The organism is [Clostridium] symbiosum (assembly GCA_036419695.1).
Lineage (GTDB): Bacteria > Bacillota > Clostridia > Lachnospirales > Lachnospiraceae > Otoolea > Otoolea symbiosa_A.
This window is the reverse complement of sequence record CP143946.1, coordinates 994,698-1,010,760: the sequence shown is the minus strand read 5'-3', so window position 1 is coordinate 1,010,760 and position 16,063 is coordinate 994,698. Positions and strand designations below refer to the sequence as shown.

Annotated in this window: 15 protein-coding genes; 3 read left to right on the top strand and 12 right to left on the bottom strand. The window is 50.3% G+C overall.

The window, feature by feature from the left end:
- Window positions 1-21: 21 nt before the first annotated feature.
- Both V3C10_04805 and spoIIIAA read right to left on the bottom strand, forming a co-directional pair.
- Window positions 22-543: a stage III sporulation protein AB gene (locus V3C10_04805; protein ID WVP63142.1), complete on the bottom strand. Its 522-nt coding sequence runs from the start codon at window positions 541-543 to the stop codon at window positions 22-24.
- Entirely contained in the window at window positions 534-1,505 is a 972-nt protein-coding gene (gene spoIIIAA / locus V3C10_04800; protein WVP63141.1) for a stage III sporulation protein AA, read from the bottom strand. The genes V3C10_04805 and spoIIIAA overlap by 10 nt, the downstream gene beginning before the upstream one ends.
- Before the next feature lie 169 nt (window positions 1,506-1,674).
- Here spoIIIAA and V3C10_04795 point away from each other — a divergent pair, with 169 nt between their 5' ends.
- From V3C10_04795 to V3C10_04785, 3 genes are all read left to right on the top strand, one after another.
- Window positions 1,675-2,562: a pyridoxamine kinase gene (locus V3C10_04795; GenBank protein WVP63140.1), complete on the top strand. Its 888-nt coding sequence runs from the start codon at window positions 1,675-1,677 to the stop codon at window positions 2,560-2,562.
- A gap of 134 nt (window positions 2,563-2,696) precedes the next feature.
- The gene (locus V3C10_04790) at window positions 2,697-3,344 is read left to right on the top strand and encodes a CatB-related O-acetyltransferase (GenBank protein ID WVP64571.1); all 648 of its coding nucleotides are present in this window, start codon (window positions 2,697-2,699) and stop codon (window positions 3,342-3,344) included.
- A 669-nt stretch (window positions 3,345-4,013) separates the two neighbouring features.
- Window positions 4,014-4,439, top strand: coding sequence for a hypothetical protein (locus V3C10_04785; protein WVP63139.1), 426 nt, complete (start codon window positions 4,014-4,016; stop codon window positions 4,437-4,439).
- A 62-nt stretch (window positions 4,440-4,501) separates the two neighbouring features.
- On the opposite strand, the gene V3C10_04780 is transcribed toward V3C10_04785, so the two are convergent.
- The 10 genes from V3C10_04780 to V3C10_04735 form a co-directional block, all read right to left on the bottom strand.
- Window positions 4,502-5,350 (bottom strand): MurR/RpiR family transcriptional regulator, encoded by an 849-nt coding sequence (locus V3C10_04780; protein ID WVP63138.1) that lies wholly within the window; start codon window positions 5,348-5,350, stop codon window positions 4,502-4,504.
- A 4-nt stretch (window positions 5,351-5,354) separates the two neighbouring features.
- Window positions 5,355-5,732 (bottom strand): RidA family protein, encoded by a 378-nt coding sequence (locus V3C10_04775; GenBank protein WVP63137.1) that lies wholly within the window; start codon window positions 5,730-5,732, stop codon window positions 5,355-5,357.
- Window positions 5,733-5,759: 27 nt separating this feature from the next.
- On the bottom strand, window positions 5,760-6,722 hold the full coding sequence (locus tag V3C10_04770; protein ID WVP63136.1) for a threonine/serine dehydratase: 963 nt from the start codon (window positions 6,720-6,722) through the stop codon (window positions 5,760-5,762).
- Window positions 6,723-7,096: 374 nt separating this feature from the next.
- Window positions 7,097-8,047 carry an oligopeptide/dipeptide ABC transporter ATP-binding protein gene (locus V3C10_04765; protein WVP64570.1) on the bottom strand — a complete coding sequence of 317 codons (951 nt, stop codon included), beginning with the start codon at window positions 8,045-8,047 and terminating at the stop codon, window positions 7,097-7,099.
- Window positions 8,047-9,030 carry an ABC transporter ATP-binding protein gene (locus V3C10_04760; protein WVP63135.1) on the bottom strand — a complete coding sequence of 328 codons (984 nt, stop codon included), beginning with the start codon at window positions 9,028-9,030 and terminating at the stop codon, window positions 8,047-8,049. Before V3C10_04760 ends, V3C10_04765 begins: the two co-directional genes overlap by 1 nt.
- 12 nt (window positions 9,031-9,042) lie before the next feature.
- A complete protein-coding gene (locus V3C10_04755; protein WVP63134.1) occupies window positions 9,043-9,930 on the bottom strand; it encodes an ABC transporter permease in 888 nt (295 codons plus the stop codon).
- 11 nt (window positions 9,931-9,941) lie between these two features.
- A complete protein-coding gene (locus V3C10_04750) occupies window positions 9,942-10,952 on the bottom strand; it encodes an ABC transporter permease (protein WVP63133.1) in 1,011 nt (336 codons plus the stop codon).
- A gap of 80 nt (window positions 10,953-11,032) precedes the next feature.
- A complete protein-coding gene (locus V3C10_04745) occupies window positions 11,033-12,637 on the bottom strand; it encodes an ABC transporter substrate-binding protein (protein WVP63132.1) in 1,605 nt (534 codons plus the stop codon).
- A gap of 50 nt (window positions 12,638-12,687) precedes the next feature.
- Window positions 12,688-13,701: a pyridoxal-phosphate dependent enzyme gene (locus tag V3C10_04740; protein ID WVP63131.1), complete on the bottom strand. Its 1,014-nt coding sequence runs from the start codon at window positions 13,699-13,701 to the stop codon at window positions 12,688-12,690.
- A 187-nt stretch (window positions 13,702-13,888) separates the two neighbouring features.
- Window positions 13,889-16,036 carry a sigma 54-interacting transcriptional regulator gene (locus V3C10_04735; protein WVP63130.1) on the bottom strand — a complete coding sequence of 716 codons (2,148 nt, stop codon included), beginning with the start codon at window positions 16,034-16,036 and terminating at the stop codon, window positions 13,889-13,891.
- Window positions 16,037-16,063 lie beyond the last annotated feature (27 nt).

The following is a 16,063-nucleotide window of genomic DNA, read 5'->3' as shown; positions in this document are numbered from 1 at the left end:
AGCTTTCCATTTTTTATTCCATCAAATTAGTATTACGACAAGAAACAGTCCCGACAGTATTCCCATTCCAAAGAACAGCCGGCTCTTTTCCGGTTCTTCCTTCCGTAACTTCTCTATGGAATGCTCCAAATCCTCCAGATAGAATAGAATTGCCTTTTCCTGCATGTCGCGGTCCAGATATCCCAGACTCTCGCCAAACCGCTGGAGCTGTTCCTGTTCCTTCTTATTTAAAGCACTTTCGGCGGCAAACCTCCCGGCCTTCTCTTTCCAGACCGTCTCAAAGCTCTCGCCCGACTCCTGTTCCAGTGTTTCGGCCACCTCGATAAACATCTTTCCTGCCGGTCCGGGATTGCGTTTTCCCGTTCTGAACAATGCCTCGGCCAGCGGGACATTGGCATACAGGATTTCCCCCTTCATGTGGGATGCCATCCGCCGCAGCGTCTCTAAAAGCCTTAGCCGCTCCCTCAGCCTGTGCACCGCCTCGGCTCCGATTCCCGTACAGGAGGCTATCACCAGTATCAGTCCCGCCGTTTTCATCCACATAAAAGATTCCTCCCGTTTCCATCGCAGATTTCCCGGATTGTTCCCGGTCCGTTTCGGTTCCCCAGAATTACATACCGGTCAAAGACCGACTCCTCAATAAACCGGCTGAGTCCCGGTTTTTTCCTGATATCCTCCATCGATGTTCCATGGATTGTGGCAAGAATCCGGCAGCCGCAGTTCATCACATAACGCATGGCCTCCAGGTCCTGCTCTCCTCCAATCTCGTCCACCGCCACCACGTCGGGAGCCATGGACCGGATTAACATCATCATCCCCGCCGCCTTCGGACAACAGTCCAGGATATCCGTGCGCTGTCCCACATCATTCTGGGGAATGCCCTGAAAACAGGCCCCAATCTCCGACCTCTCGTCGACCACTCCCACTGTCTTGCCGTTTTTCCCATTGGAAATCTGGCGGACGATATCGCGCAGCAGCGTCGTTTTCCCACACCTGGGAGGAGAGATAAGCAGGGTATGTAAAAAGTCTCCGTTCGTCCGGTCATAAAGATACGAAAGTACATGATCCGCACACCCCTTAACCTGATGGGAAAAACGGATATTCAGGAACGTGACGGGCTGTATGGTTTTCACGCTGCCCTTTTCCAGGATCACCCGGCCCGCCACCCCGATTCTGTGGCCTCCGGACACCGTGATAAATCCCTGTTTCAGCTCCTCCTCATACGCATACAGGGAATAACGGACCGCACATTGGAGTGTTTCCTCCACATCTTCCTTAGACACGTAAAAGCAGCCTTTACTATCCTCTTTTTCCCCGCTCCCTGAAAGTCCGCCAAGTCTCCCCGCCTCATCTACCGTATATTCGTTGTTCCTGTAAATGATAAAAAGCGGAGCGCCGATCCGCATGCGGATTTCCTCTATACCCTCCGGCTCCACATTAAGCGTTCCCAGCACTCCCCTGAGTTTTTTTGAAAAAATCTGAAACAGCCTGTCTTTGCTCTCCATCCTGTCCGCCTCCTTTTACCTCAATATATGTGCAGGCGGGGAAAATATGACAAGCCAAAAACTGACCCGATTATTTTTCACAATTCTGGTTATTCTAAATCAGTCCAGTTTTTGTTATAGTGCGTTTAAGAGCATCAAAGAAAAAAGAATAAAATCAGGAGGTCAGCCAATGAAAAGAATCGTTACTCTTCAGGATATATCCTGTGTCGGACGCTGTTCCATCACGGTGGCCCTGCCGGTTATATCGGCCATGGGTGTGGAATGCGGAATACTGCCAACTGCGGTTTTATCCACCCATACAATGTTCCATACATTTACATGCAAGGATTTATCGGATCAGATCGCTCCTATCGCAGATGCATGGGAACGGGAAGAAATTACTTTCGACGCCATCTACACGGGCTATCTTGCCTCAGCCGAACAGAGTGCCCAGGTATGTGACTTTTTTGACCGTTTTACCACTCCCGGAAACCTCGTACTGGTCGATCCGGCCATGGCCGACAATGGTCTGCTCTATCCGGCCTTTGACAGCGGCTTTCCGGCGGAAATGGCAAAGGTCTGCGCCAAAGCGGACGTAATTATGCCGAACATAACAGAGGCCTGCCTGCTTACCGGCATGCCTTATAAAACCTCTTACGACGAAGCTTATATCCGGGAACTCCTGGAGAAACTGCTGGCTCTGGGCTGCAAAACCGCGGTCCTGACCGGAGTCAGCTTCGAGGAGGGGAAACTGGGAGTCGTATACCTTGATCAGGGCGGCAGCTCCTTCTCCTATTTCACCCGTCACTGCCCGCAGAGCTATCACGGCACCGGTGATTTATATTCCTCCACGGTTCTCGGGGGACTGATGCGCGGCCTGAGCCTTGGAAGCGCCCTCTCCCTGGCGGCTGATTTTGTCGTTACGTGTATTGAAGCCACCAGCACCGCTGAGAATGCCCGCTGGTACGCCGTAGAATTTGAATCCCAGATTCCAAAGCTGTGTGCGATGTTAGAAGAACATATCAGGGCAGAAAATCGGGCGCTGAATTCCGTCGGAGACACCGTATTCACGAAGTGAATATGGTATAATATTACCAGAATAATATGAACTGAATCATATGGAAAAGGTCGGTGATACACAGGTGAAACGATGCATTGCAGCTGCCGGAATAGCACCCGTAAACACAATAATCAGATTCAGGAGGATGAATGATGTCTATTCCGGCAAAGAAAATATATCCACGCTCAGGTGACAGGCAGACCGTTTATTTAGACGCTGTTGTCAATAAACCTGGCATATCGGTCGGCGCATATACGATGTACAATGATTTTGTAAATGACCCGGTTGATTTTGAAAAGAATAACGTACTCTATCACTATCCCATTAATCAGGATCGCCTGATAATCGGAAAATTTTGTTCCATTGCCTGCGGAGCCAAATTCATTTTTACGAGCGCCAATCATACGATGGCTTCCCTTTCAACCTATCCGTTTCCTCTGTTCTATGAAGAATGGGATACCCCTATTTCAGAGGTCCGGACATCCTGGGATAATAAAGGTGATATTATAATCGGCAATGACGTCTGGATTGGATACGAGGCCGTGATCATGTCCGGCGTCCGTATCGGCAACGGAGCGATTATCGGAACCAGGGCCGTTGTCACAAAGGATGTCGAGCCGTATACCATTGTAGGAGGGCTGCCTGCAAAGCCAATCAGGAAGCGCTATGGCCAGGATACGATATTGAAATTGGAAGAACTCAGATGGTGGGATTTGCCCTATGAGCAGATAAAACAGCTCCTGCCTGCTGTGAAAAGCGGCGATATTGCAGTTTTAGAAGAAGTATATAAGAACCTGTAGAATTAAAAGAGCATTAAAAAAAGGTACCCCGTCGGTAAATCACAGTCATTCCTGCTGTGGTTTGCCGTCAGGGCACTTTTTTATTGAGTGGCAGTGAAAAGTTCGCGAATGCGGAGACAAGGCAATGTTGTCACCTACAACAGCTTTCGCCTCCAAGTATCTTCTCTTAATATCGTTATGGCTCAAAAGAACCGGAGCGTTCGTCGTCATACTCAACAAAGAAACCATCATGAGGAATCTGTCTGATAATCGGAGCCACAACAATACCACCGCCGCACTTGGCGAAAGAGACAATCAGCCCCTGAAGCCGGCGGACGGGGCAATCACCTTCCCTGAGTCTTCAGTCCCGCCAACCACCTGCCCGGGGAAGGAAGGAGAAAACTTTCCGAAGGGGACCTTGGAATCCGCCGGTGCTTGCTGAGGTTTCTCACGAAGCTAGCATCCGCTGCGCAGTCCACAAGCGGGAGCGAGTCCCCGTAGGAATTTTTTCTCCTGGATTCCCCCTCACCACACCCTACAACCGGGACTGAAGACTCATAACCACCCTCCCACTCCCCCGTCCGCCGTCTTCCAGAGGCGTCTTCACATCTCAATTAATTTTTTTCCCTGAAACTTTTTCCCCTCCCCGCCCGTCTAATCTCTGAATAACACAAGAGGAGGAAATTATCTATGAAGAAAAGTAAATTAATTATTTTATCCCTACTGGCCGTTGCCGTTATGGCAACCGCAACCGCATGTGGGGGTAAAAAAAACGAAATTTCTAAGCCGCCGGTAACCACGTCTGCCGAAACGGCAGCCGCATCTACGGCTAATGAAGAAACGGAAGCGGTTGAGGAAAATGAAACGGATGATACGACCACCTCATCCGATTCCAAAGAAAGCGGACAGATGACCGGTACGCTGGAAGAAAATAAAGGTTTTATGTTCCTTATCATTTCCGATGAAGACAAAGAAGCCTATGCATTCAACATCGATGATGAAAGTACCCTGGCCGGTTTCAAGGAAGGTGATAGAATTACTGTCTCCTATGAAGGCGGAGATCCGGCCGACCATGACAGTGACTGTGTAGTTACAAATATTGAGAAGGCGAAATAATAACAAAAAGGACTGCCATTGCATGCAGTCCTTTTTGTTATGTTTTTTTCCACTGCGGATTTTTAATACAATCCCGTCTTTGTCATATATTCATCCAGTTTTTCCAGCCGCTTCCGGCCTTCTTCCCCACTCATCTTCCCCGTCAGCGTCACGATGATTTCCATCGAAAGCGCCAGTGAGGATATGGAGTTGGCGAAGCTGAACGAATCCACCTGGTTTACGACCGTAACTTCGGCATTCTCCGCCACCGGGGACGTCACGCTGTCCGTAAATACGATCACCGGACAGCCCGCTCTGTGCGCCATCTCCGCTACCGTCAGGGCATGGCCCGAATAGCGCGGGAGGCTGAACAGGATCAGGACGTCTTTCTCCCCCATATCCATTGCCTCATCTTCAAATCCGTCCCTCCGGTTGACGTTTCTGACATCTTTCAGAATATGGGACAGGACCGTTGTAAAGTAATCGGCAAGACCGGCCGTATTTCTGAATCCGGCAATATATTTCTTCTCCGCTTTTAAAAGCATACCGGCGATTTTCAAATACTTTTCATTCCCGTTCTCCACCTGATCGCAGGCGGCCCGGCTGGCGTGCTGCCTCCTGACCGCGTCGGGAATCTCCTCCGGCGTGAGACGGTCGGCGTTCTTAATCTTCTCATACGGAAGTCTGGAACGGCTGATGGCCTGTTTTACCGTCAGGGCGTCCTCCTGAAGGAAACGGCGGAAACTCCTGAAATTCTCAAATCCCAGTGTTTTAGCCAGACGGATTACCGAGGTGTCCCCCACCCCCGACGCAGCGGCCAGCTCCATGGATGTCATGACAGCCGCCTCATTCCTGTGGGCCAGAAGATAATCAAAAACAAGCTGTTCTTTTTTGGACAGTTTTACCGTCCCGGCAATTTCTTCAAGCTGCACCGCTCTACTCCGTCTTCACTTCTGCGGTAGCCTCCAGTTCCAGAAGGCAGCCTTTGTTCAGTCTTCCAACCGGAAGCACAATTCTGGCCGGTTTGTGCGCTCCGAAAAATTCACCGTAAACCTTGTTTACGTCACCCCAGTAATCCATGGAACTGACATAAATACGGCACATTACCACGTCTTCTTTTGTACATCCGGCCGCATTCAGCACGCTCTCCATCTTTTCGAGCGCCATCCTTGTCTCTGCCTCGATACCGCCTTCCGCCGGAAGTCCCGTCGCCGGATCGGCGGATGTCTGACCCGATATGTAAAGTGTTCCGTTACTGATCATTCCCGGTGTGTAGTGTCCCGATGGGCTGTTTTCATTAAATACCTGTTTCATTTTGATTTTCCTCCTTCTTATAAGTACTCAGCAGATTGATTCAAGCTTCTCTATCTGATCCAGGCCGACATTGCCGCCGGAAACAACAAAGCAGACCTTGTCCGACTCTTTCACATCCCATTTTTTTAGTTCTCCCTGGAGTGCCGCGCCAATTCCAATACAGGAGGACGGCTCGGCCAGAATTTTCCCTTCCATGAGGAGAAGCTTCATCGCCTTTAACATGAACTCGTCTTTTACTCCCACAAACCCCTCTACATTGGCAGTGACAATCGGATAATTCCTCTCACCCGGTTTCTGGGTCAGCAGCGCATCGGCAACCGATTTCTGCTCTTCCAGGTTTACCCGCTCTCCCGCTTCCACGCTTTTCGCATATCTGCGGAGGACGGCAGGCTCTGCGCCGATTACTTTGGCTCCCGGAATCGTTGACTTAACCGCGGTGCTCACGCCCCCAATCAGGCCTCCGCCTCCGATTGGCACCACCACGTAACCGGTGTCGGGAAGCTGCTCGGCAATCTCAAGTCCCAGGGTTCCCTGGCCTGCAATAATCTGGTAATCATCATAGGGATGGATGATCGTATAACCGTACTTTTCGCTGAGCTGTCCGGCGATGACATGGCGTTCGCTCAGTTTGCACTGGACCACCTCGGCCCCCAGATTCCTGATTCCGTCAACCTTCACCTGCGGCGCATTGTCCGGTATGACGATGGTTGCCTTCACTCCAAGAAGTTTTGCCGCAAACGCCACCCCCTTACCGTGGTTTCCCGAGGATGCGGCTACCACTCCGTTTTTAAGCTCCTCCTTCGGCAGCGCCAGCATCTTATTCAGGGCGCCCCTGATTTTGAATGAGTTCGTGCGCTGCATGCACTCCGGCTTGATATATACCTGGCATCCCAGTGTTTCATCCAGATTCTGCAGATGAATCACCGGCGTTTGGTAAATATAGGGAGCAAGACGCTCCCTCGCCGCCTGGATTTCTTCGATTCCAAACATGGTATTTAACTCCTTTCATTGCTGTTTGATTGATATAGTTTCTGCTTAATTGACATAGTTTCTGCTTGATTGACATAGTTTCTGCTTGATTGATATAATATTGTTATTCGAAAATACAAAATAAATATTAAAATTTATTTTAAATTAGTAAAAATGATAATATTTATTTTATCATTTTTACCGAAATCTGTCAAGAAGCCGGTACCGCATTTTCCACTGCGAATCACACTATTACACTGCACTTGTGCTTCACTCACAAATTGGCTCCCCGGACAGTATGCCACCCAACAAAAAAGCCGCTGCCCGGTCAATTGCTTTTACCGGTACAGCGGTCGTTCTGTAAACAAATATTATATGGTTCCATAACACAGTTTCTACACAAGCGGCCTGTGGCAGAGCACATAATGGCCTGGAACCGGCTCCTGCATCTTTGGCGTCTCGCAAAAGCATCTTTCATCCGTAAACTCGCATCTGGGCGCAAACCGGCACCCGGGACGCGGATCAATGGGCGAGGAAATCTCCCCCTTCAGCAGCACACGCTCGTTCTTCGCATCCACATCGGGGATGGGAACCGCCGCCAGAAGCGCCTTTGTATACGGGTGCATCTGCCGCTCGAAGAGTTCATCCGTGTCGGCATACTCCACCATATTTCCCAGATACATCACCAGAATGTGGTTTGAAATATGTTTCACTACCGACAAATCGTGGGTGATAAAGAGGTATGTCAGTTTCCGTTCCTCCTGCAAATCCTGCATCAGGTTCAGGATCTGTGCCTGAATCGAAACATCCAGCGAGGAAACGGGTTCATCACAGACAATGAATTCCGGGTTGAGGGCCAGCGCCCTGGCAATTCCGATTCTCTGGCGGCGCCCTCCATCCAGCTCATGGGGATAGGAATCCGCAAGCCGTCTGGAAAGGCCGACGATGTCCATCAGCTCCTCCACCTTCCTGTCCGTCTCCTCTTTTGTCGGAAACGTCTTGTAGATGGTCAGCGGTTCGGAGATAATCCGGCTGACCGTCATCCTGGGATTGAGGGATGAAAAGGGATCCTGGAACACAATCTGCATATTCCGGCGCAGATCTTTAAACTGTTTCTTTGTAATATTGGTGATATCATTTCCATTGAAGAAAATCTGTCCGCCGGTATTATCCAGCAGATGAAGGATGGTTCTTCCAAGCGTGGATTTACCGCATCCGCTCTCCCCAACGACGCCCAACGTCTGCCCCCGTTCCAGGCGGAAGCTGATTCCGTCCACTGCGTGCAGCATCCCCTTCGGTGTTTTAAAATACTTTTTAAGTTCTCTTACTTCCAGCAGCACATCCATCAAAAGCCGGCCTCCTTTCCCTCCAGGTACAGCCTGCATTTTACAAAATGGCCCGGCTCTACTTCACATATTCCGGGATCGGACTGCTCACATGCATCCGTCTTCATATCGCAGCGGTCTGCAAAACTGCATCCGGCCGGAAGATTCGACGGATCCGGCATCAGGCCCTTGATTGGTTTCAGCCGCTTCACCTTGTCTTTCAGATTGGGAAGCGAGTTAAAAAGCCCCCTGGTATAGGGATGTTTAGTATTTCGGTAAATCTGCCGGAGAGTCCCGCACTCGACGATTTCTCCCGCATACATAATCGCCACTCTGTCGCACACTTCCGCTACAACGCCCAGATCGTGGGTGATCAGAATCATGGACGTGTCAAACTGCTGTTTTAACCTGGTCATCAGTTCCAGCACCTGCGCCTGGATCGTCACATCCAGAGCCGTCGTCGGCTCATCGGCCACTAAAAGCTCCGGATTGCAGGCCAGCGCAATGGCTATCACCACCCTCTGTTTCATGCCGCCCGAAAACTGATGCGGATATTCGGCAAAACGGTCAGCTCTGATTCCTACCAGTTCCAGCATATCCATTGCCTTTTTCTGGGCCTGCTCCGGTGAAATCTTTTCGTGCAGGCGGATCACCTCGGTAATCTGGTCTCCGACCGTAAGCACCGGGTTCAGCGCCGTCATCGGGTCCTGGAAAATCATCGAGATCTTATGGCCTCTGATTTTCCTCATTTCCCTGGATGACTTCTTCAGAAGATTTTCTCCCTCAAACTCAATTTCCCCGCTTACAATTCTTCCGGGAGGATCCGGAATCAGCCCCATAATTCCCAGGGCCGTCGTCGTCTTTCCGGCTCCGGTCTCACCTACCAGTCCCAGCGTCTCACCCTTTTTCAGACTGAACGAAACACGATTGACCGCCTTTACAACGTTCTCATCCGTTTCGTAATATATGGTCAAATCACTGACCTTCAATAAATCTTCTGCCATGATGCCGCCCTCCTAATTCTTTAAACGTGGATCCAGCGCATCCCGCAGGCCGTCACCAAAGAGATTCAGCGAATAAATCGTCATCATAATCATCAGACCCGGGAATGTAACAATATACCAGTAATCCCGGATGTACTGACGCCCTGCCGAAAGCATGCCGCCCCAGTCCGGTATCGGCGGCTGAATTCCAAGGCCGATAAAGCTTAAGCCCGCCGCATCCAGAATGGCCGTTGCCACTCCAATGGTTGCCTGTACGATCATCGGCGCCAGGCAGTTGGGCAGAATATGGAATAAAATAATGTGGAAATCACTGGCTCCAACCGCCCGGGCCGCCTCCACAAATTCCTGATCCTTGACCGACAGTATCTGTGCGCGCACCACTCTGGCGTACCGCGGTATTTCACTGACTCCGATGGCTATCATCAGATTAAACAGTCCCTGCCCGAGCATGGCCGCGATGGAGATCGCCAGTAAGATGCTGGGAATCGAAAGGACAATATCAATGGCCCGCATGATCACATTGTCCAGCACATTGCCGTAATATCCCGCAATGGATCCGAGGATTGTTCCGAATACAACGGAAATGCTCACGGATACAAGACCTACCGCCAGCGAAATACGGCTTCCGTAAATCACACGGCTCAGTATATCACGGCCCAGGTTATCGGTTCCGAATGGAAACTCCCGGCACGGAAATATAAATCTCCGGCTCAGTAGCTGATCATCATATCCGTACGGTGCGATAAGGGGCGCCAGAACGGCACAGATAATCAGAAGAATAATGACAATCAGGCCCAGCATGGCCGCCTTATTCCTTTTCATCCTGCGCCAGATTCCTTTCAGCTGGCTCTGCCGCTTCCCTGCCCCGGTTCCGTTCTTTTTTACATCTGCTGCCAACACAAAGCCACCCCCTATTTTTTATCTGTTTCCCGATTCACTGTCTGCACCGCTTCGCGGCTCACGGTCTGTGTGCTTTCTTTTCTCCGTTTCTGCGCCTTATACTGTGATTTTATCCTCGGATCAATAAAAGCGTATAAAAGATCGACGACAAGATTGACCAGGCTGACCACAATGGCTACGAACAGGACTCCGCCCTGCACCACCGGATAGTTCCGGGCATTGATCGCATCCACCATCATTTTCCCCAGTCCCGGAATCGAAAAAATCGTCTCCGCCATAACGGCCCCGCCAAGCAGGCCGCCGAAGGACAGTCCGGCTACGGTGATAATGGGAATCAATGCATTCTTAAGCGCATGTTTTACGATTACAACCCGCTCCGTCTGTCCTTTGGCCCTGGCCGTACGGATATAATCCTGGCGCAGGACTTCCAGCATACTGGAACGCGTCATCCTCATAATTGTGGATGCGGTACTGGGTCCGATGGCCAGCACAGGCAGAACCCAGTAGCGCGGACCGGAAAAACCGGATGCAGGCAGGACCCGGAGCCAGACGGCAAATACGATAATCAACATTAATCCCTGCCAGAATGTCGGCATCGATACGCCCAGCAGCGACAGCCCCGTAGCCAGATTGTCGAATATGGAATACTGTTTGGTCGCCGCGATCACGCCTGCCACAATTCCGATAATCAGCGCAAGAGTGATACTCAGCGTCGCCAGCAAAAGCGTTGTCGGGAAACGGTCGAGAATTTCTTCCAGAACCGGGCGCTTGGTGGAATAGGAAATCCCCAGATCTCCCTCCGTGACGATTCCTTTAATGTACTTTCCATATCGGACGAGAAACGGTTCATTCAATCCCATTTCCTCCCGCAGCTCCTCCACAACGGCTTCCTCCGCGCGCTCTCCCAGCAGCATTCTCGCCGGATCGCCCGGTGTGAAATACATCATTGTAAAAATGACAAAAGAGATGCCAAGCAAAACCGGCAGCATCATAAGTAAACGCCTGACTATATAACGATACAACGTATTTCACCTCACTTTGCAGTTGCCATACAGCCGCGTTTTCCGTTTTCTGCATGGCAGCATATCACTATGTCATTTCATTATTCATATACAATAACCTTGGCCAGATTCGGCGTATTTCCCGGGCTGCATTCCAGATTTTCCACTTTTGCGGTAGTCGCATAGACAACATCGGAGAATGCGATCGGGATCATATAATGTGTATCCCACATATATTTCTGTGCTTCTTTGTATAATGCGGCGCGTTCGGTCTCATCGTAAATCGTGCGGCCTTCATCCAGATATGCGTCGATCTTATCGTCATTTCCCTGTAAAACGCCGCCGTAGCCGCTCTTCCAGAGTCCCAATGCCTGATCCGGGTCGCCGGAGCTGGCTGTAAATGCGGAGATTCCAAGCTGTACTTCACCGGCTGCTTCCTGCTCTGCAAAGGATGCATATTCCATGATATCCACTTTGGCATTCACGCCCACTGCCTTCCACATATTCTGGGCAATTTCCAGAATATCCACAAACTGTGTATTATCATATCCTTTTACCGTAATGTCCAGGCCGTTTTCGTAACCGGCTTCTTTCAGAAGCTCTTTTGCCTGTTCCGGGTCATAGGGGTTGATTCCCATCGATACATAACCAAAAATATTGGGTGACATAACGGAATCCGAAGTTTTTGCAGTGCCTGTAAATACGGCGTCTACAATCGAGTCCATATCCAGTGCGCAGGCCAGAGCCTGGCGCACACGGATGTCTTTCATCACCGGATCTTCCATGCTGATACTGATGTAGGTGTGTTTCAGGCCGGTTCCGCTGACAAGGCGCAGTTCCTGGTTCTCTTTGATTCTGTCAATATCGTTTGTGGAAACATCATAGATCAGGTCAACTCCGCCCGTTTCCAGCTCAATCGTCCGGTTGGCCGGTTCTGCGATAAATTTGATGAGAAGTGTCTGATACGTTGGCTTCTCTCCCCAGTAATCTTCGTTGCGTTCCAGTTCGATACTGGTTCCCGTGGTCCAGTTTTTCATTTTCAGAGGGCCGGAACCTACAGGATTGCGGCCGAACTCATCGTCGCCCATCTCCTCGACAGCTTTCTTGCAGAGAATTCCGCCTTCCGGCGCGGACAAGAAGTTAAAAATGGGAGCCATCGGCTCTTTCAGCTTCAGTTCTAAGGTCACATCATCAATGACCTTTGTATTTTCCGTATCAATGGACTGAAACAGTGGAGCGCTTCCCGATTTTTCGCTGGCGCGCACCAGTGTGTAACGCACGTCCTCAGCCGTCATTTTCTCTCCGTTATGAAAGATTACATCGTCACGAAGCGTAAAGCGGATCGTGGTGTCGTCCACGTTTTCCCAGCTTGTGGCTACGGAGGGAACCAGATTTCCGTCCTCATCCTTTACCACCAGGAAATCGTATATTTCACGGCGCACCGCCTCGGAAACAAGCTGGGTGTTCAGGTGCGGATCCAGGCTGGCCGGTTCGTCCCTGATGGCCACGGACAGCGTGTCTTTCAGTTCGGAGCCTTTTGCGCCGGAATCAGCAGCTCCTGCATTTCCTCCCGATTCTGCCGGTGCGCTTTTTTCAGGAGCGGTGCCCGTTTTCCCGGAACCGCAGCCCGTCAAAATTAAAGCGGCTGCCGTAATCAATACAAAGCTTTTTTTCATCAGGCTTTTCTTAACAAAATTTTTCTTCATAATCTCCCTCTCTTTCTCCTGTGTGTTTTTCGTTACTCCTCACATTCTGTTTATTCTTCAAACTGGGCAAACAGCGAGCCAAACCCTCCCGTATGCAGGAAGCATACATTGCCCTCCGTCTTCCCTTTTCGAATCCGGTCAACCATGCCTGCCATCACCTTGCTGTTATAGACATTTTCAAGATACAGGCCCTCCTCCGCCGGGAATTGTAACACCATTCCGGAGCTCTCGGGCGTATTGCTTCCCCAGCCGCCGCCCCTGTAATCATCAAGGATAATGAAACCTTCCTCCGCACCCCGGTCAAAGGGCAATCCCGTTATTTTTTCCACCTGGGAGAGCGCCGAATCTATTCCTTCCGACAGCAGGATTCTGTCGTCATCTACACTGACTACATTGATGCGGAACGGACATCCCAACTGCGCGTTTCCGAAGATCAGTCCGGCCGCCACTCCTCCGTTGCCTCCGGGTACAAACAAATCACGGATTCCCAGTTTCTGTTCCTCATTCTGACGCATCAGCTCCACCGCCGCATTCACATATCCCAGCGCCCCAAAACCGGTTGTGGCTCCGTTTTCAATGACATACGGGTTTCTCCCCTGGGCACGGTATGCCTCGCACAGGTTTGATACGTACTCGTCTCTCCGGGGGCGGCTGATTGCTCCTGCGTAATACGTCCTGACCTGGCTCAAGTGGTTAAGCAGTTCATTTCCGCAGAATTTTTCTGGTTTTTCACCATTGTGGACGATGACGCATTCGACTCTCAGCCTTGCACAGGCATTGGCCGCAAGCGTACACAGGTTGGACTGCATCGGCCCCGAAACGATTACAAGATCGTGATGTCCGTCCAGCACCTGCTTCATAATAAATTCAAGGCTGCGGACCTTATTGCCGCCGGGTCCCAATCCGGTCATATCATCTCGTTTAATAAAAATTTTGCCAAACTTAAGCGTCTCCTCAAGATTGTACAATCGGTGCAGCGGCGTGGGGAAAATTCCTATTTCAATTTTCCCAATCTTTTGCAGGCAGTCGTTTAGCCGCTCCATTTCCGTATCGGTGATGACCATCGTATTCCCTCCCTTCTCTTTACCCTATAAAACAGCAATTTGCGTGCCAAATCTTAAAGAAACAAAATTCAGCACGCAAATCCAACAAAAATCAGCTTTTTTAAGTTATTTTATACGATTGCACAGAAAAGGTGGGCTTTTTTGCCGTCATTTTCAGGTTGTACTGGTTGTTTATTTAACCAGATATTCATGTAAATCTATCAGTACGGAACATACCATCCCGTTTTTTCTCTCCTAGAATCTCCCATTCCATATATCTCAGCGCCCTGGCCCCAAAATCGGTGATGGCCGTCCCGCCTCTTCCCGGGAATATCTGCACCATCATATAATTGGACAGATTCTTTAATATGGTCCTCACCTCCTGCTCCGTACAGCGCAGTCCCTTCAGCGCCATCCGGTCACTGATACTTTTGCGTCCCAGTTTTTCTCCCTGTTCTTCCCCCTCCTGCAAAACGCCGAGCACCATGGCATAACGTCGTTCCTGGCTGCCGAACTGACGCCGGAACTGTCTCATCAATGTCTCTTCCTCATCCCTCAGGCAGGGTTCTTCCTGAATTTCATCGTCGTCCATCAGCTGAAGCACATCTTTGACATCCATCTTCTGCTTTCCGAAATACATCAGTCGCTCCGCAAAATTGCTGAGTTCACGCACATTGCCCTCCCAGCGGCCGCGGCAGATCACATCCATTGCCTCCTTTGTAAATTCAAAGTTTGTCTTGAATTTTTCCTGGAACTGTTCCAGCAGGATGGGGATATCTTCCCTTCGCTGACAGAGAGGCGGGAGCTGCAGTGACAGCACATTGAGGCGGTAATAAAGATCCTGCCGGAACTGATTTTTCCGCACCAGTTCCTTCAGGTTTTTATTACTGGCCGAGATAATGCGCACGTCGATATTAATAACCCGGTCCCCTCCGATTCTGATGATCTCTTTTTCCTGAAGCACGCGGAGCAGCCTGGTCTGTAAGGCAAAATTCATCTCACTGATTTCATCTAAAAACAGGGTTCCCTTGTCGGCCAGCTCAAAGTAACCGACCTTTCCTCCTTTTTTTGCTCCTGTGAAGGCGCCTTCATTGTAGCCGAACAACTCGCTTTCCAGCAGGTTCTCCGGAATGGAAGCACAGTTAATCGCAATAAACGGATTGTCCTTCCTGTTGGAACTGTTATGGATGGACTGGGCAAACAGCTCCTTTCCCGTACCGCTCTGGCCGTAGATGAGAACGGCGGAATCAGAATAGGCCATCTTTCTGGCCGTCTCCTTCAGCATCGTGATACCGGCGCTCTTTCCAACAATATCATCAAATGTGTATTTCGCCGCATAGCCGCGGGAAACAATCTGGCGGCGGATGGTATACTGCTCTTTCTCAATATCCGTGAATCTTTTAATCAGAATCAGATGGCCCGAAATTCCCTCCGGATCGGAAAGCGGATAGACCGAGATAGACAGAAGCTGCTCTTCAAAGGTGATAATCCGATCCTTCAGCGATTCCGCTTCCTCCGGGAACCCCTTAAACGCCTCGTCCCCAATCTTCGGCACCAGTTTCGCCAGCGGAGCAATCGTCTCCTCCAGTGTGCAGCCCAGAATCTGTTCCTGCCTGCGGTTCAGAATCTTTTCGGCCGACTTGTTGATAAAATTGATCTTCCTGCTGCGGTTCAGGGTAATAATACTGCCGTCAAATATTTTCATCACAAGATTCAGCTTCTTTTCCATCGAACTGACCTCATCCAGAAGCTGCTCCGTGCCGTAGTCCGCCTTTGCCAGTGTCTGAAAGTAATTCTCAAAGACCGCAGTCTGGAGCAGATACTCCAGGTTGAGCCTGGTCGCAACGTTTACAATTGTCCTGGTGGACAGAACCCGGTCCTGCAGATCGATCACATCGGTAACCCAGGGCGGAACCAGATCCCGTTCTCCCGGCGTTATGGCGAGGCTGCAGGCGGGAGGCTCCTTCATTCCGGGATAAAACGGCACTATTTCCACATGGGAAATCCCGGAATTATAAATCAGGCCGATCGTCTCCACCGCCATCTCCAGTGTAATATTTACAAGCATCGCCTTGGTTCCGGACGGCAGCATCTTCATCTGGTTCAGCGACTGCTTTTTAAGTGTGATATCGGCAATAAAGATGTCATCGCAGTTGTGCACGTACCGTTTGACCAGATCGTAGACTCCATGTGTGGAAACCAGAATCAGGTCGGCCGTAATTCCCATCAGGATACCGGGACCGTCTTCCACCGAATAAACCTCCGTTTCCAGGTGCTCCTGAAACAGGTTCTTCAGTTCGTCCGCGTAGAACTGTGCTATATTTCTTTGATTGGTTACCACTGCTATCTTCTTCATTGCGGTTTTTCTCCTCTTTACGGGTAA